This is a genomic window from Chromohalobacter sp. 11-W (assembly GCF_029889905.1).
Taxonomy (GTDB): Bacteria; Pseudomonadota; Gammaproteobacteria; order Pseudomonadales; family Halomonadaceae; genus Chromohalobacter.
Map to the genome: position 1 here is coordinate 57,555 of NZ_JARANZ010000002.1, position 16,784 is coordinate 74,338.

Below are 16,784 nucleotides of genomic sequence, written 5' to 3' on the forward strand. Positions count from 1 at the left end.
TGCCATGACCGATCTCTTCAAGCAACTCGAGCCGGCCCCGCAAGGCACGCGCGAACCGACAAACACCCTGCTCGACGCCGCGCGTTGGAACGAGGATGGACTGATGCCCGCCATTGCGCAGCAACATGAGAGTGGCGAGGTACTGATGATGGCATGGATGAATCGCGCCGCGCTGGAGGAAACGCTCGCCACCGGGCGTGTCTGCTACTGGTCGCGCTCACGCGGCAAACCGTGGCGCAAAGGTGAATCTTCCGGGCAGGTTCAGAAGTTGGTGGCGGCGCATCTCGATTGCGACGGTGACACTCTGTTGCTGAGCGTCGATCAGCAAGGACCTGCATGCCACACCGGGCGGCGTAGCTGCTTCTATGTTGCATTAGGCGAGGAAACAGCGGAAGTCGGCAGCGCGCCACTGATGGATCCCGCCGAGCTATACGGCCAGCGCTAGCCGCCATGCGTCGCCTTCTTCGCAAATGCCTTGCCGGTCTCATGATCGGCTTGCTGCGTGGTTACCAGTACGTCATCAGCCCCCTACTCGGCCCGCGCTGTCGTTTCTGGCCCAGTTGCTCGCAATACGCCGTGGAGGCCATCCAGATTCATGGTCCTCTAAGAGGCGGTTGGCTGGCACTCAAACGGATTCTGAAATGCCATCCCGGCCACCCCGGCGGTGTCGATCCGGTGCCGCCCGGGCCAGGTGACTGTGACGCTCACGCCGATCACGGGCGCCCCGATACGCACTGAAAGCCTTCCACTTTTCAGGCCACCACAAGTCAGCCAATCTATGCGGCTTGTTTGGCCACCGCATAGATACGATCAAGCATGGCATGCAGCCCATTGCTGCGTGTCGGCGACAAATGCTTGTCTAAGCCAAGCTCGCCCAGGAAGTCCGGCGGCGTCGCCTGAATCTCACTGGGCGGCCGGTCGTTGTAGATCCGCAGCAGAACGGCAATCAGCCCCGAGACGATGGCGGCATCGGAGGTGGCATCGAAATGCAGCCGGCCATCCTCCAGGCGGTCGTGAATCCAGACATTGGACTGACAGCCCTGAATCTTGGTGTCGTCACTTTTCAACGATTCCGGAAATGTCGGCAATTGCTTGCCCATGTCGATGATGTACTGGTAGCGGTCCATCCAGTTGTCGAATATGGCGAACTCATCTGCCAGTTCGGCTTGTGCTTCGCGTGCTGTCATGCGCCCTCCTCGCAAATCGATTGCCCATTATAACGCGCCATCGCCATGTGTGTCGGGGGCCGCGAGCCGGTGATGTGCCAGTTGACGATGCCACTCTTCAGCCTCGGCGTGCAGATAGCGCGCGGTGGTGTCCAGGCGTGCATGACGGGCGGTACGTGCCAGATAGCGCAACTCCACGCCGGCCTGCGCCTGATGTGTCAATGCTGTGTGGCGCAACCAATGGGGCGTGGCTCGTTGTAGCGGGGCGCGCTTGGCTTCCGGCAGATCATCAAGGGCTTGGTAGCCCTCACGAAATGTTTCGCGAATCAGCCGATAAAGCTGGTTGTCCCCTAGCCCACGCCGGCCATCCAGTGCACGCAGCAGCGGCGTGGTGTCGTCGGGCTCAGGCTGTGGCGACATGCCCAGCGTCATCCGCCAATCCGCGAGCAGCGTCATCATGTCCGGCGGCACCGGAACCTCGGCAAGCTTGTCGCCCTTCCCCACGACCCGCCACCACCAGCGTCCTTCACGCTGGATGAAGTCACCCATGCGTGCCTGGGCCACTTCGCCAAGGCGCGGTGCCAGCAGATACGCAAAGCCAAACAAAAACCGACGCCGCGCCCAACGATAATAGGCGCCGTCGCCCGCCCGCGGAGATGGCGGCACTTGCAGCCATGCCCAGAAGCGCTGCCACAGCGTCCTTTCGAGATAACGCTCGATACGTTCGTTGCGATTGTCCATGCGACGACGTTTGTCGCGCATCAGGCGAAACGGATTGTGCTCGAGCCACCCCGCCTCGACCAGCCAAGCGAACATACCCTGCAAAATGACCAGTGCCTGGCGCCGACTGGCCGCCGAGAGCGGCTGACGAAACGGTCGCCAATCCAAGGCAGCGCGAGGCCGTGACGGCCCAACCCAGCGCGAGGCCGGCTGCGGATCGGCCAGAAAGCGCTCATAGGCATCCAGCGTGTCGCGCCGCACCTCGGCCAACGCCTCATCACGCCGCTGAAGCCACAACAACAGTCGCTCGGCTTCCTTGCGATACGCGCGCCATGTCTGAGGGCTCGACTGAAATTCACTCAGCCAGGATGCGACGGCTTCCACATCGGTACGAGCCGAGATATGTGCCTCACGCTCCGTGACGCGTTTCTCCAGCCCCCCTGGCGGTTGTGACGCCACCGTGGCGGCACTGGTTTCGAGCGCGACGATCGCTTCGAGCGGTCCTTCCAGTTCCTGCTCTTGCTGTTCCTGCCTCCGCTCGTCTTGCATGACGGCTCATGCCCTCTCTGTTTCCAATGTCGAGCAGTGTCCGTCGTTACGTTCAAAAATTCAAGATAATGCGCGTAATCTTGAATTTTTTATAATTTCATAACGTAATTTTACGTATTACGTTTAATGTAATATTGGCCAATTCCTGGTAACGGGGTATGCTGTGAGGAGTAATCAAACGCCCTTTGTGGCGCCCGGTACAGAGGACTCGACATGGCCCGCAACGGCATTCAATACGAAGACGTACAGCACGCGATCGATACGCTGCTACGTCAAAACGACGCCCCCACCGTCCAGAAAATCCGCGATATCCTGGGCACGGGAAGCTTCACGACGATCAGCGATCATTTGCGAGAGTGGCGCTTAAGGCGGGAAAGGAACCAGGATGTCACGTCGAGCGAGACACCGCCGGAGTCGCTACAGACATGGATGACGGATCTCTGGGAAAAAGCCCAGGCACTGGCGACCGAATCCCTGACCCATTATCGCCAGGAGGCCGATCAGCGTGTCGAAGAGGCACAAGCAGAGGCCCAAGCCGCCGCGCGCAAGGCAGCGGACGCCGAGGAACGTCTAGCAGCGTTGAACACGCACTTCGAGCAGGCCCAGGCACGACTGGAAGAAAAGACAATGCAACTGGCCAACACGCAAAGCGAGTTGCAAGCGGCCCATCAGCAAGAAACGCAGCAAGCACGACGCGTGCAGCAACTCGACGAGGAATGCCAGAAACATCAGCGCCAACTAGAAACCGCTCGCAGCGAGAACCGGGAAGCCATGGCAGAACTCTCTCGTGAGCACCAGACGCAGCTGAAACAAGAGGAACAGCGCCACGAAGCAGCGGAAGCACGTTTGATGGGACTTCTCGATGACGCGCGCCAGGAGCGTCAGAACATTGAAAAACAAGCTCAAAAACGCACTGCGTCTCTGGAACAGAAACTCGAGCGTGTGCAGACCGAGCTCGCCGAGCAGCGGCGCCAATACACGACGCTGGAAGAAAAGGCACGCAGCGAAACCTCGCAGCGGCAGTCGTTGGAAAGCAAATTACGGGAAAGCCAAGGGCAACTACAGCAAACGCAAAGCGACAACCGGCGCGCAGAACGCGAGCTCGAGCAACAGCACGCCGTCAATCGTGAGCTGCGCGAAAAGCTGGCACGGCTACCACTACCGCCCTTCGTCGTCTAATGAGCACTGCGGACACTCCCCTGGATGACAGGCCTCGAAATGACGAAAGCCCGCACATGGCGGGCCTTCGATGCTGGTTGCAGACTGTCACAACTTAGTACCTGGGAGTGTCGCGTCTAGCGCCGATCAGCGATAATAGGCGTTGGTGTCGTCGGTATGGTCGGTAACGTCGCGGATACCGGCCAGTTCGGGCACGCGCTCTACCAGTGTCTTTTCGACCCCATCCTTGAGGGTGATATCGACCGCTGCACAACCTTGGCAACCACCGCCGAACTGCAGCACCGCAATATTTTCCTCGGTCAACTGCATCAGGCGAATCTCCCCCCCATGAGCAGCCAGGCCGGGATTGATTTCGCTGTAAAGCACGTAATTGACACGATCCTCGAGCGGACTGTCTGCGTTGACCTTCGGCATCTTGGCATTGGGCGCCTTGATGGTCAGTTGGCCACCCATGCGATCCGCGTTGAAGTCGACCACCGCCTCTTCGAGAAATGCGATGCTGTTTTTCTCGAGGTAGACCGTGATCTTGTCCAGATCTAGCCTTTCGTCGCTCGGCTCTTCCTCACCCGGCCGGCAATAAGCCAGGCAGGTTTCAGCGTATGGCGTCCCCGGTTGAGTGATGAAGATGCGTACCGCAATGCCTTCGACGTTCTGCTTGGCCAACAGCTCGGCAAGATACTCTTGAGCGTTGTCGGTGATTTGGATGGGCTGGCTCATAAAACGTTACTCTCTACCTGAGATGTTGCCTTCATGGTATGAAAAAGCGTCGCCCGACACAATCCCGAGTATTTTGCTGGGTCTTGGCGGCTGCCCACATTGCGGACCTTCTGGTACCATCCACGCCTCGTATATCGCCTGCGTGACATCAGCCTCGTGCCGGTCTCGCTGACGTTCACCCTATCGCTCGGATCCCGCTGGAGAAATACGCCGACATGCCTGCCGCCACTGCTTCGTCATTAACACTCGCCGCTTCGTTCTCGTCGCTTCACGAACAGCTGGCACGGCGCATCATGATCCTCGATGGTGGCATGGGCACCATGTTGCAGGGCTATGAGCTGGATGAAGACGATTTTCGGGGACAACGCTTCGCCGATTGGCCGAGCGATCTCAAAGGCAACAATGACTTGCTGGTGCTGACGTGTCCTGATGTGGTGCGTGACATCCACCGTGCCTATCTCGAAGCCGGCGCGGATATCGTCGAGACCAATACCTTCAACAGCACCCAGCTGTCGCAATCCGATTACGGCATGCAGTCACTGGTCCCCGAGCTCAATCGCGAAGCCGCACGCCTGGCCAAAGACGTCTGCGAGGCGGTGAGTTCGGAAACCGGCGTGCCCCGCTATGTGGCCGGTGTACTGGGGCCAACTTCGCGCACGGCGTCCCTCTCGCCGGATGTTAACGACCCCGCCAAGCGCAATGTCACTTTCGATCAGTTGTTCGACAACTACTACGAGGCGGCCGACGCCCTGATAGACGGCGGTGTCGATCTATTCATGATCGAGACCATATTCGACACGCTCAATGCCAAGGCAGCCATCTATGCGCTCGAGAGGCTGTTCGAGGCGCGTGGCGCGCGTTGGCCGGTGATGATCTCGGGCACCATTACCGACGCCTCCGGGCGCACGCTGTCCGGACAGACCACCGAGGCGTTCTGGAACTCGATCCGTCACGCTCAGCCGCTTTCCGTCGGGCTCAACTGCGCCCTCGGCGCGGCGGAGTTGCGCCCTTATCTCGAAGAACTCTCCCACAAGGCCGATACCTTCGTCTCAGCGCATCCCAACGCGGGGCTACCCAACGAATTCGGCGAATACGACCAGACCGCCGAGGAAATGGCGTCGATCGTGCGCGAATTCGCTGAGAGCGGCATGGTCAACATCATCGGTGGCTGTTGCGGTACCGCGCCGGAGCACATTGCCGCCATTCGCGATGCCGTTGCCGAGCTGACGCCGCGCCAGGTCGTCGAGCGTCCCAAGGCGTGCCGGCTCTCGGGTCTGGAGCCCTTTAACATCGAAGCGGACTCTCTATTCGTCAACGTGGGCGAGCGTACCAACGTGACCGGGTCGGCGCGCTTCAAGCGCTTGATCAAGGAAGAGGACTACACTACCGCCCTCGAAGTAGCGCTCGAGCAAGTCGAAAATGGCGCCCAGGTCATTGACATCAACATGGATGAAGGCATGCTCGAGTCTCAGGAGGCCATGGTGCGCTTCCTGAATCTGATCGCCTCGGAGCCAGATATCTCGCGCGTGCCGATCATGCTCGATTCCTCCAAGTGGGAGATCATCGAGGCAGGCCTCAAGTGCGTCCAGGGCAAGGCGGTGGTCAACTCGATCTCGCTCAAGGAAGGCGAAGATGCCTTTCGCCAACAGGCCACGGCGTGCCGCCGGTATGGCGCCGCCATCGTGGTCATGGCCTTCGATGAGGACGGCCAGGCGGACACCTTCCAGCGCAAAACGGAAATCTGCGAACGCGCCTATCGCCTGCTGGTCGACGATATCGGCTTCCCCGCCGAGGACATCATCTTCGACCCCAACATCTTCGCCATCGCCACGGGAATCGAAGAGCACAACAACTACGCCGTCGATTTCATCGAGGCCTCGCAGTGGATTCGCGAGCATTTGCCGCATGCCATGCTCTCGGGCGGCGTGTCCAATGTGTCGTTCTCTTTCCGGGGGAACAATGCAGTGCGTGAAGCGATTCACTCCGTGTTTCTCTATCACGCCATCAAGGCCGGTCTGAGCATGGGCATCGTCAATGCCGGGCAGCTGGCGGTCTACGACGACCTGCCCGCCGAGCTGCGCGATGCGGTCGAAGACGTGGTACTCAACCGTCGCGACGACGGCACGGAACGCCTGCTCGACATCGCCGACAAGTACAAGGGCGACGGCAGCGGTGGCGAGAAGAAGGAAGACCTGGAATGGCGTAGCTGGGAAGTCGAGAAACGCATCGAGCATGCCTTGATCAAGGGCATTACCGCGTACATCGAAGACGACACCGAACTGGCGCGGCAACGTGCCGAGCGCCCCATCGAGGTCATCGAAGGCCCCCTGATGGACGGCATGAACGTGGTCGGCGACCTGTTCGGCGATGGCAAGATGTTCTTGCCCCAGGTGGTCAAGTCGGCGCGGGTCATGAAACAGGCGGTCGCCTATCTCATCCCCTACATCGAAGCCGAGAAGAGCGCGGGCACCCAGGCCAAGGGCAAGATCGTCATGGCCACGGTCAAGGGCGACGTGCATGACATCGGCAAGAACATCGTTGGCGTGGTCCTGCAGTGCAACAACTACGAGGTCATCGACCTCGGCGTAATGGTGCCGGCAGAGAAGATCTTCGCCGCCGCGCGCGAGCACAACGCCGATATCATCGGCCTATCCGGACTGATTACGCCTTCGCTGGACGAAATGGTCCATGTGGCCAAGGAAATGCAGCGTCAGGACTTCACGATCCCGCTGCTGATCGGCGGCGCAACGACCTCCAAGGCCCATACCTCGGTCAAGATCGCCCCGCAGTACGAACAACCGGTCATCTACGTCAGCGATGCCTCGCGCGCCGTCGGCGTCGCCAGCCGCTTGCTCTCGCCGACCCTCAAGCCGAGTTACGTCGAAGAGATACGCGAGGAATACGACAAGGTCCGCGAGCGCAATGCCAAGCGTCGCCCCAAGGCCGCCGATCTCGCTTACAGCGAGGCGCGCGAGCGCCGCCCCGCTCTCGACTGGGCCGATTACACGCCGCCCGAGCCGACCTTCAGCGGGCTCAAGGTATTCGACGATTACCCGCTGGAAGAGCTGGTCGAGCGCATCGACTGGACGCCCTTTTTCATGAGCTGGCAGCTATCTGGCAAGTATCCCAAGATTCTCGAGGATAAAGTGGTTGGCGAGGCGGCCCGCAGCCTGTTTGCCGATGCCCAGACGATGCTTCGCAAGCTGATCGATGAGCGTCATATAACGGCGCGGGGCGTGATCGGCATGTGGCCGGCTAACAGCGTCGACGACGATAGCCTCGAGGTGTATGCCGACGCCTCGCGCCGCGAGGTCGTCGAGCGTCTTCATCATATTCGACAGCAGACCACCAAGAATCGCGATGGTGTCTGCCAGAGCCTCGCCGACTTCATCGCGCCACGTGATTTGGAAAACGGCGAGCCCAGCGGCAAGCAGGATTGGATCGGCGGTTTCGCGGTGACCACCGGACACGGCGCGGATGAACTGGCGAAGCAATACGAAGCGGCCGGCGACGATTACAACGCCATCATGGTCAAGGCCTTGGCCGATCGGCTCGCGGAAGCCTTTGCCGAACGCATGCACGAGCGTGTACGCAAGGAGTTCTGGGGCTATGTACCCAATGAAACCCTGGACAATGACGCGCTGATCGCCGAGCAATACCAGGGCATTCGTCCTGCCCCCGGCTACCCGGCCTGCCCGGACCATACCGAGAAGGCCACACTCTTCCGGCTGCTGGATGCCACGGCCAAGACCGGCATCGAGCTGACCGATAGTTACGCCATGTGGCCTTCGGCCGCGGTCTCCGGTTGGTACTTCTCGCATCCACGTTCGAAATACTTCTCTACCGGCAAGATCGGGCGCGACCAGGTCGAATCGCTGGCGGCACGCAAGCAGATGCCATTGAAGGATCTCGAGCGCTGGTTGTCACCGGTGCTGTCTTACGACCCCGAGTGAGCGATGCCACCGAACGGCCTTTTAATAACATAAATGCAATAAGCTATTATTATTTATTCTTTCAAAGAATATACAAGGCAGGGTAAGGTGCCCTGCTACGGCAATCCATGTGACTAGCAGGACACCGCCTGTATGTATCGGTACGACACGTACGACCAAACGCTCGTAGACGAGCGCGTCGCCCAGTTCCGCGACCAGATGCGCCGCTATCTCGAAGGCAAGATCAGCGACGAGGAATTTCTACCGCTGCGCGTGCAGAATGGCCTTTATGTCCAGCGCTATGCGCCGATGCTGCGTATTGCCATTCCATACGGCATGCTGGCCTCCTATCAGCTACGCAAGCTGGGCGAGATCGCCGCACGCTACGATCGCGGCTATGGCCATTTCACTACGCGCACCAACCTGCAGTTGAACTGGCCGAAACTCGAAGACGTACCGGACATTTTGGCCGATCTGGCTAGCGTGCAAATGCATGCCATCCAGACCAGCGGCAACGACATCCGCAATACCACCACCGATCAGTTCTCCGGCATCGCCGGCGACGAGGATGTCGACCCGCGCCCCTGGTGCGAGCTCATTCGTCAGTGGTCGACCTTCCATCCTGAGTTCGCCTACCTACCGCGCAAGTTCAAGATCGCCGTGACCGGTGCCGAGGAAGACCGTGCGGCCATCCAGGTGCATGATGTGGGTCTACGCTTCTGGCGTAACGAGGACGGCGACGTGCGCGTCAAGGTACTCGCCGGCGGCGGTCTGGGGCGTACGCCGATGATCGGCGCCGTGATGTGTGAAGACCTGCCGTGGCAACATCTGCTGACGTATCTCGAAGCGATCCTGCGCGTTTACAACCAATACGGTCGCCGCGACAACAAGTTCAAGGCGCGTATCAAGATTCTGGTCAAGGCGCTGGGCATCGACGAGTTTCGGCGCCGTACCGAGGCGGAATGGGCCCACCTCAAGGATGGCCCTCAGACGCTGACCGACGAGGCGATCTCCGCCGTGGCCGACCACTTCGTCGAGCCGCCCCGTCGCGATGTCGCCGAGGAGGCCATCCAGGATTATGCTCGCCTGCGCGGAGAAAACCGTGCCTTTGCTCGCTTCGTGACCAACAACGTCACCGATCATAAGGTCCCCGGTTACAAGGCCGTGACGCTATCACTCAAGCGTCCCGATCATTCACCCGGCGACGTGACCTCCGAAGATATGGCCGCCGTTGCGGATCTGGCCGACGAATTCGGTTACGGCGAGCTGCGCGTCACGCACGAGCAAAACCTAGTGCTGACCGATGTGCCAGTGGATCGCATGGAAGAACTCTGGCAACGACTCGAGACGCTGGGCATGGCCAATCCTACCGTGGGTACCCTGGCCGATTTGATCTGCTGCCCGGGCGGCGATTACTGCTCGCTGGCCAATGCCAAGTCGATCCCGGTTGCTCAGGAAATCCAGCAGCGCTTCGAAGATCTGGACTTCCTCTATGATCTGGGGCCGCTGGAACTCAACATCTCCGGCTGCATGAACGCTTGCGGACACCACCACGTGGGTCATATCGGCATTCTCGGCGTCGACAAGAAGGGCGAAGAGTATTACCAGATTTCACTGGGCGGGAGTCAGGGCAACGAGTCGTCACTAGGCAAGATCCTCGGTCCGTCTTTCTACCGGGAAGACGTAACCAACGTGATCGACAAACTATTGAAAGTCTATGTCGGCGAACGTACGCCTGATGAGACGTTTCTCGACACCTATCGCCGCATCGGCTTGAAGCCCTTCAAGGAGCATGTCTATGCCTGATCAGTCACGCACCCTGATCGCCGAGCGCCGCGTCCAGAACGATGAATGGGTACTTTGCGAGGAAAATGTATCACGCCCGGAGAACGGGCGGATCATCGTCCCGCTGGTGGAGTGGCAGGAAGCGTCCGGCGACGACGTCGCGCCGTTGCTGGTCAGCGATACCGAGCTCACCCCCGAGCTCGCCGAGCAACTGCTCGATGCACCACTGATTGCCATCGACTTTCCCAAGTTCACCGACGGACGCGGCTACAGCATTGCGCGTCAGCTTCGGGAGCGTTATGGGTATCAGGGGCAGATTCGTGCAGTCGGCGACGTCCTGATCGATCAACTCTATTATATGTCGCGCTGCGGCTTCGATGCCTTCCTGCTACGCGAGGATCAAGTCGTCGAGGACGCACTCAATGCCCTGGACACGTTCACTCTCAGCTATCAACCCGGCACCGACACACCGGAGCCCCTGTTCAGACGGCGCATGCGCGAAAGCGCCTGACGCTGACTAGGCACTGGCCGACGGACGTTCACATGCGAACGACGTCGGCCCCTTCTGCGTTTTATCATCCACGAGTCAGCCCCGCCGTTTCTGCTGACGTTCGCGATTGTCGGCGCGGGCACGCTCCGACTTCCGCAGCATGGCATAGGTGGCGCCCAAGCCGCCGTGGCTCTTATGCGCCGAGACATAAGCTTGTACATCGTCGAACTGCGCCAGCCATTTACCGACGTAGGAACGCACGATGTTCGCATGCCCTTCGGCCTCCTTGCTGCGACCATGCACGATCAATACACAGCGCAGATCATGCTCTCGCGCGTCTCGTATGAACCGGAACAATTCGCGGCGACATACCTCCAGCGGCCTCTTCTGCACATGCAAATACGCCTCCGGAGCATAGCCGCCGTGACGCAAACGCTCGAGCACACCGATCTGAATGCCATCCCGACGATGCTCGATGGGATCGGCCGGCCCTACCAGATCGACGAACTCATCGGATAAGAAATTGCTCTCCTTGTCGTCGGCCTCGGCCTGAGCACGGCGAGCCAATTGAGCCTCAGAAGGAGCGGAGGGTGAATGCTCGACATCCGCCTTGTCGCGGCCTTTGGTCAAGGGCTGAACATCTTCCCCTAACGCCTGCCGAAATAGATCGTCCTGCATGTGCTGGCTCATTGGTTTGCTCTCCTATGGCCCACGATCTCGGGACGCCTTGACGATTCCCAAGCTAACGAGATAATGCCACACTCCCCGCCCTTGGCGGCAAGTACAACCGTGGGTGTCCTACCCCGTTCGCCCGCTTCCTCGCACTTCAAGCACTGGGGAGAAGCCAATGCGTTGGGTCTATAGAATCGGGCTTTTCGCCATGATCGCTATCGCCCTCGGGGTCGGCTACCTCTGGTACACCTTCCAGAGCCCCTATGGCTATGCAGCGCCAGCCAATCCGCCAATCATCGATCGTCGTCTCGAGCATCACACAGTGTTCGTCTATGGCACCCTGCGTTATGCTCCGATCCGCTGGCTGGTCATGGGACGTGCCGGCACCGCGACACCCGCCAAGCTCCAAGGTTATGCCCGTAATGAGCTGGATATTTCACCGGCGCCAGACGAGCAGGTCGATGGATATGCCCTTTCGGTCACAAGCGATGAGCTCAAGCGTTTGGATCGATATGAACACTTGGGGGAGCGTTATCGGCGTGTAAACGTCAAACTCGATAACGGACAAAGCGCCTGGGTCTATCAACGTTTGTAATGCACTGAGAATTTTCAGGTTGAGTTATTACATAAATAGATAACGGTATAAAAGAATGCTGCAAGGAATAAAGCCTCATCCCCGAGGCGTGTGCAGTAGGCGTTCCATGGGCTGGGTCAACACCTGCTGGCGATGGTCTTCGGCTTCCTGGAGTGCAGCATGCACGAGCGTCATTTCACTTGTCGGTGCATTTTCGCCAAGTGGCACCGGCCAGGGCATGGCGCGCTGAAACTCCCAGAGCGTCAGCACGCCCAAGTCACGCCCCAGCATCCAGCGATCATTGTCGAGCTGAGCAGCAACCCCCAGCTTTTCCAGCGGCGCCATCACTTCCGTGTACCGCAGCCCCAGGCACATCGCCAATTCTCGATCGGCAAGCGATCGCCCATGCTGATGCGCTTCGTGAAGTCGAGACACTACGCCCAAGGCTTGCCAGAACGGCGGCCAATAGCGCCATTCGACACGGCGTCGCTCGCTCAGCCAGGCGGCCAGTTCAGCCCCGACCAACACAATCGCCCAGGACAGAAACACCCATATCAAGAACAAGGGAACGGCAGCGAAAGTGCCATAGATCACCTGGTAGGAAGGAAAATAGGTGACATAAAGCGAAAAAGCACCCTTGGCTAGCTCCAGCGCCAATGCCGCCATCCCTGCCCCGGCCACAGCATGCCGAAACCGCACACGGCAGTTGGGGACTGCCATGTAGATGAAGACGAAGGCCGTGAAACTCAGCGTCAGAGGCAACAGGCGCAGGAAGGTCGCCGGCCCGCCCAGCACATCAGCGGCGCCGCGCACCAGCGTCAATGACGCCAGATAAGAAGACAACAGAAACCCCGAACCGACCAACAGCGGGCCGAGCGTCAGCACCGCCCAATACAGCAGAAAACTGGACACTCCCCGCCGGCTGCGTGACACATGCCAGATCGTGTTGAATGCCCTTTCGACGGTGATCATCATCATGACGGCCGTCACCAACAGGAAAATCAGCCCGATCAACGTCAGGCTACGCGCTTGGCGAGAGAAGTCACGCAGGTGCTCGACCAACGCCGATCCCGTAGCGGGCACGAACTGGCTGAAGATCAGGCCCTGAAGTTGTTCGCTGATTCCCTGAAAGCTAGGGATGGCCGACAGCATCGCATAAACGACGGTCATGAAAGGAACCACGGCGAACAAGGTGGTATAGGTCAACGCCGAGGCAGTCTTGAGCCCATCGTGAGAATCAAAACGCTGTATCAGTTCACGCAGGCTACGCAGGATGAGGGCGGGCCAGCGGCGGTCAAGGAGTTGTGGGCGTCGCATGTGGCACTCTACAATGCTTGGCTAATTATTTGATTCGTCGCCCCCAGCTGCCGGAGTTAAGGCATGACGACTTTTACACTTTACCACAACCCGCGCTGCTCCAAGTCGCGAGAGGCCTTGGCCCTGCTCGAGGCTCGGCGTGTCGTTGTCAACGTGCATCGCTATCTCGATACGCCACTCGACATCACGCACCTTCGTGGACTCGCACAGCGGCTCGAGGGTGGCGCGCCGGCCCTGATTCGCACCAACGAAGCCCAATGGACAGCCTTGGCGCTCCAGGATCCCAGCGACGAGGAACGCTTGCAGGCCATTGCCGACTATCCTCGGCTCATGCAACGCCCGATACTCGACGATGGTACGCACGCCCGCATCGGTCGTCCCCCGGAAGCTCTTCTCGACTTGATCGAATGATCGATGCCCCACGACATGAGGTCTCCCATGACTCGCCCCGCTTCTGAAACACCCTATGTACTCGTCCTCTTCTATTCACGGAACGGCGCCACGCGAGAGATGGCAGAGCAGCTCGCCGCCGGCGTGGAAAGCATCTCCGGTATCGCGGCACGGCTACGTACCGTTCCCCCCGTTTCCACGACATGCGAAGCGGTCGACCCGGAAATTCCCGCTGAGGGGGCTGTCTACGCAACATTAGACGACCTCCGCCACTGCCATGGCCTGGCGTTGGGCAGCCCTACACGGTTTGGCAACATGGCCTCGCCCCTCAAATACTTCCTGGATACCACCAGCGAACTTTGGATGAACGGCGTCCTCGCCGACAAACCCGCCACCGCGTTCACGTCCACGGCCAGCCTGCACGGCGGACAGGAAGCCACGCTATTGACCATGCTGATTCCCCTGCTGCATCACGGCATGGTCTACGCAGGCGTGCCCTATCGCGAGACACGTCTGCTGACGACGCAATCCGGCGGCACACCCTATGGCACGAGCCACCTCGCCGGCGCGCAGGCAGATCGCCCTCTGGATGACGACGAAACAGCACTGTCGCGTGCACAGGGCGAGCGGCTAGGACGCCTCGCGCTGGCCATGCGTTCTCTGCATGAGGCGACATGATGCGTCAACAACTCGATCAACTGGCATCACGTCATGGGTTAGCATATGTCACGACACAGGCACGTCGAGGCGTCTGGGGCGGCTTGGCGGCACTGGCTATCTTGCAGCTTCTCGGCGGATGGCAACTGCATGCCAGCGGTCAGATCGGCCTGATGCCGATCGCCGTCCGTCTCTTGCCATTGGTACTTTTCCTGCCCCCTATAATCACTAGACGCCCGCGTGGACACGTCATGCTCGCGTTCGTCAGCCTGCTATACATCTTGCAAGGGCTGATGATCGCCCAGCTACCGGGGCGGTTGGCATGGGGGACGCTGGAAACACTCGCTGCTCTCGTCTTGTTCGTTAGCGCCGCCGCGTATGCGCGCTGGCGCCGACAACAGCTGACAGGCTGAGGAATGTCGCTACGCCCGTCGAGCTGCCTCATCCTCGCGATGCTCGTCGTCAGTATCGCGTGCTCGTTGCTCCACCTGCCATTATGGCCGGCGGCGATTCTGGGATGGCTTGCGACGTTGCGCCTGAGCCTGCAACTGCCACGGGCCTCCCAGCGACAAGCCATGTGGTTGGGCTTGGCCGGGATAGTCATCTGGGGCGTCGCTCTATGGCGCGAGACACCGGCCTCTCTGGCTTCCGGACTCAGCGTCAACCAGCCCTTGCTGATGATGTTCGCCGGCGTCAGCTTTCTCTCCATGGCGCGCCCTCTCAACGATGACGATACGCAGCACGAACGGCGCGGCAGCTTCTGGGGCACGTTGCTAGGCGTCCACCTCTTTGGAGCGGTCATCAATCTTTCCGTACTGTTTCTGTTCGGGGACCGCATGCAGCGCAAAGGACGCTTGACGCGCCAACAGGCCATCGTCCTGGGACGCGCCTTCCCGGCGGCAGCAGCCTGGTCGCCGTTCTTCGTCGCCATGGGGGTCGCCCTGACCTATGCGCCGGGCATCGACTTCCTTGCGTTGCTCCCGTGGGGACTTCTCGCGTCGTTGCTCCTGCTGGCACTGGTGACCATCGATGCGCTGCGCCTGCCCGGTGAATTCATCGGTTACCCGCTCGGTAAGAGTAGTCTTGTGCTCCCCGGCGTACTGGCGCTGAGCGTCATCGTGACGCACTTCATCTGGCCGAGTTTATCCATCCCCTTGATCATCAGCATCGTATCGCCACTGTTCGCGACGCTGCTGGTCCCCTCGCGCGAGCGCCGTGGCCGATTGCATAAGCAGCTCAACGATGGATTGCCGCGCCTGGGGCCCCAATTCGCGTTATTTCTCGCCGCCGGGCTCATCTCGAGCGGTCTCGCCGCGCTGCTGGCCAGCGCACCGGATCAACAGTTCCTTCCGCTTGACCATTTCGGGAGTTTCGCTGCCTGGATCACGCAAGGTATTCTCGTGATATTGGCATTCGTGGGTATTCACCCGCTTGTGGGCATCGCCACGATCGCGCCGCTGGTGCAACCTCTGGGACCGGATCCAACCTTGCTGGGCATGCTATTTCTCATGAGTTGGGCGTTGGGGACCGGCTGTAGCCCCTTGTCGGGCAGCAACCTCGCGCTATGCGTTCGCTACGGCATCAAGTCGCGGGACATGATGCGCTGGAACCTACCCTACGCGGTACTCGGCTGGCTGGCATGTGGCGCGGTATTTGCCTTGTATGCCTGGTGGCAGACACCCTGACCCTCACCCTGCATAAGGATGATATTCATGCTTTGCGCGCGCTCATCATGGGTAAAGGCTCTGCTATCGACACGACGACTTTTACCTATCTCGACCGCCTGGAGCGCTATCCTGATGGGTATGACCGCATTCGTCTGTATATGCCGGCATCCACTGGGAATGACCGTCGAATGCCGCCACCCGATAAAGATGGATGCACATTTAGGAGAGTAAGACCATGAATTACGATATCGCTGACCTGCGACGCGATTACGCCGGCGAGACACTCTCCGACGCGCACACGCCGGCATCGCCCATCGACTTGTTTCAAGCCTGGTTTGCGGCCGCTCGCGAACATGAGCCTCAAGATCCCAATGCCATGACGCTGGCCACTGTGGATAGCCAGGGGCTCCCTCATGCCCGCGTAGTATTGCTCAAGCATTTCGACGAGCAAGGTTTCGTGTTCTTCACCAACTACCAAAGCCACAAAGGCAGCGAGCTGGCAAATGTCCCTCATGCGGCCCTGGTGTTCTGGTGGCCCCTCCTCCACCGGCAAGTGCGTATCGAAGGACGCGTGGAAAAAGCCGAGGCCAACATTTCGGATGAGTATTTCGCCAGCCGTCCTCGGGACAGCCAGCTAGGCGCGTGGATTTCCCAGCAGAGCGTGGAAATCCCCGACCGCGAATGGCTGGAGGAACGCAAGCAACGGTTTGAACAGGTCTATTCCAACCAAAGCGTCGAGCGCCCACCGCACTGGGGTGGATATCGTGTTCGGCCGCTTATTCTGGAATTCTGGCAAGGCCAATCCAATCGTCTCCATGACCGTATTCGCTATCGCCATCACGAACAGGATGCTGCCTGGAGCAAAACGCGCTTGGCACCTTAAACCTCATGGCTTGCCCCATTCAGCGCATTGACCACCCCACCATGCAAAACGCCCGATCCGTGAAGGACCGGGCGTCTAGTGCAACG

Annotated in this window: 17 protein-coding genes; 12 read left to right on the top strand and 5 right to left on the bottom strand. The window is 59.9% G+C overall.

The features are described from left to right. Window positions 1-4 precede the first annotated feature (4 nt). Window positions 5-445, top strand: coding sequence for a phosphoribosyl-AMP cyclohydrolase (hisI, locus tag OP494_RS02985; protein ID WP_178998675.1), 441 nt, complete (start codon window positions 5-7; stop codon window positions 443-445). Between the two features lie 5 nt (window positions 446-450). Continuing rightward, on the top strand, window positions 451-738 hold the full coding sequence (yidD, locus tag OP494_RS02990) for a membrane protein insertion efficiency factor YidD (protein WP_178998676.1): 288 nt from the start codon (window positions 451-453) through the stop codon (window positions 736-738). 38 nt (window positions 739-776) lie between these two features. On the opposite strand, the gene OP494_RS02995 is transcribed toward yidD, so the two are convergent. Next, window positions 777-1,187 (bottom strand): SufE family protein, encoded by a 411-nt coding sequence (locus OP494_RS02995; RefSeq protein ID WP_178998677.1) that lies wholly within the window; start codon window positions 1,185-1,187, stop codon window positions 777-779. Window positions 1,188-1,214: 27 nt separating this feature from the next. Next, complete coding sequence (locus tag OP494_RS03000) at window positions 1,215-2,435, bottom strand: tyrosine-type recombinase/integrase (protein WP_280539236.1); 1,221 nt, start codon at window positions 2,433-2,435, stop codon at window positions 1,215-1,217. A gap of 213 nt (window positions 2,436-2,648) precedes the next feature. On the opposite strand from OP494_RS03000, the gene OP494_RS03005 reads away from it, so the two are divergent. Further along, window positions 2,649-3,614 carry a DNA-binding protein gene (locus OP494_RS03005; protein WP_178998679.1) on the top strand — a complete coding sequence of 322 codons (966 nt, stop codon included), beginning with the start codon at window positions 2,649-2,651 and terminating at the stop codon, window positions 3,612-3,614. Window positions 3,615-3,740: 126 nt separating this feature from the next. Here OP494_RS03005 and nfuA read toward each other — a convergent pair whose 3' ends face one another. Next, a complete protein-coding gene (nfuA, locus tag OP494_RS03010; protein ID WP_178998680.1) occupies window positions 3,741-4,331 on the bottom strand; it encodes a Fe-S biogenesis protein NfuA in 591 nt (196 codons plus the stop codon). A gap of 215 nt (window positions 4,332-4,546) precedes the next feature. On the opposite strand from nfuA, the gene metH reads away from it, so the two are divergent. The 3 genes from metH (at window position 4,547) to OP494_RS03025 (ending at window position 10,559) form a co-directional block, all read left to right on the top strand. Further along, a complete protein-coding gene (gene metH, locus OP494_RS03015) occupies window positions 4,547-8,284 on the top strand; it encodes a methionine synthase (protein WP_280539237.1) in 3,738 nt (1,245 codons plus the stop codon). 132 nt (window positions 8,285-8,416) lie between these two features. Then, window positions 8,417-10,069: a nitrite/sulfite reductase gene (locus OP494_RS03020; protein WP_280539238.1), complete on the top strand. Its 1,653-nt coding sequence runs from the start codon at window positions 8,417-8,419 to the stop codon at window positions 10,067-10,069. After that, the gene (locus tag OP494_RS03025) at window positions 10,062-10,559 is read left to right on the top strand and encodes a DUF934 domain-containing protein (RefSeq protein ID WP_280539239.1); all 498 of its coding nucleotides are present in this window, start codon (window positions 10,062-10,064) and stop codon (window positions 10,557-10,559) included. Before OP494_RS03020 ends, OP494_RS03025 begins: the two co-directional genes overlap by 8 nt. Before the next feature lie 75 nt (window positions 10,560-10,634). On the opposite strand, the gene smrA is transcribed toward OP494_RS03025, so the two are convergent. After that, a complete protein-coding gene (gene smrA / locus OP494_RS03030; protein WP_280539240.1) occupies window positions 10,635-11,228 on the bottom strand; it encodes a DNA endonuclease SmrA in 594 nt (197 codons plus the stop codon). 157 nt (window positions 11,229-11,385) lie between these two features. Between smrA and OP494_RS03035 the strand changes: the two genes are divergently transcribed. After that, entirely contained in the window at window positions 11,386-11,805 is a 420-nt protein-coding gene (locus OP494_RS03035) for a gamma-glutamylcyclotransferase (protein ID WP_280539241.1), read from the top strand. Between the two features lie 75 nt (window positions 11,806-11,880). On the opposite strand, the gene OP494_RS03040 is transcribed toward OP494_RS03035, so the two are convergent. Then, a complete protein-coding gene (locus OP494_RS03040; protein ID WP_280539242.1) occupies window positions 11,881-13,101 on the bottom strand; it encodes a YihY family inner membrane protein in 1,221 nt (406 codons plus the stop codon). Between the two features lie 63 nt (window positions 13,102-13,164). On the opposite strand from OP494_RS03040, the gene OP494_RS03045 reads away from it, so the two are divergent. The 5 genes from OP494_RS03045 (at window position 13,165) to pdxH (ending at window position 16,698) form a co-directional block, all read left to right on the top strand. Then, entirely contained in the window at window positions 13,165-13,512 is a 348-nt protein-coding gene (locus tag OP494_RS03045; RefSeq protein WP_280539243.1) for an arsenate reductase family protein, read from the top strand. A 27-nt stretch (window positions 13,513-13,539) separates the two neighbouring features. Further along, a complete protein-coding gene (gene wrbA, locus OP494_RS03050; protein WP_280539244.1) occupies window positions 13,540-14,169 on the top strand; it encodes an NAD(P)H:quinone oxidoreductase in 630 nt (209 codons plus the stop codon). Then, entirely contained in the window at window positions 14,166-14,561 is a 396-nt protein-coding gene (locus tag OP494_RS03055; RefSeq protein WP_280539245.1) for a DUF2069 domain-containing protein, read from the top strand. The genes wrbA and OP494_RS03055 overlap by 4 nt, the downstream gene beginning before the upstream one ends. A 3-nt stretch (window positions 14,562-14,564) precedes the next feature. Then, entirely contained in the window at window positions 14,565-15,833 is a 1,269-nt protein-coding gene (locus tag OP494_RS03060) for a hypothetical protein (RefSeq protein ID WP_280539247.1), read from the top strand. A 217-nt stretch (window positions 15,834-16,050) separates the two neighbouring features. Next, entirely contained in the window at window positions 16,051-16,698 is a 648-nt protein-coding gene (gene pdxH / locus OP494_RS03065; protein ID WP_280539249.1) for a pyridoxamine 5'-phosphate oxidase, read from the top strand. Window positions 16,699-16,784: the final 86 nt, after the last annotated feature.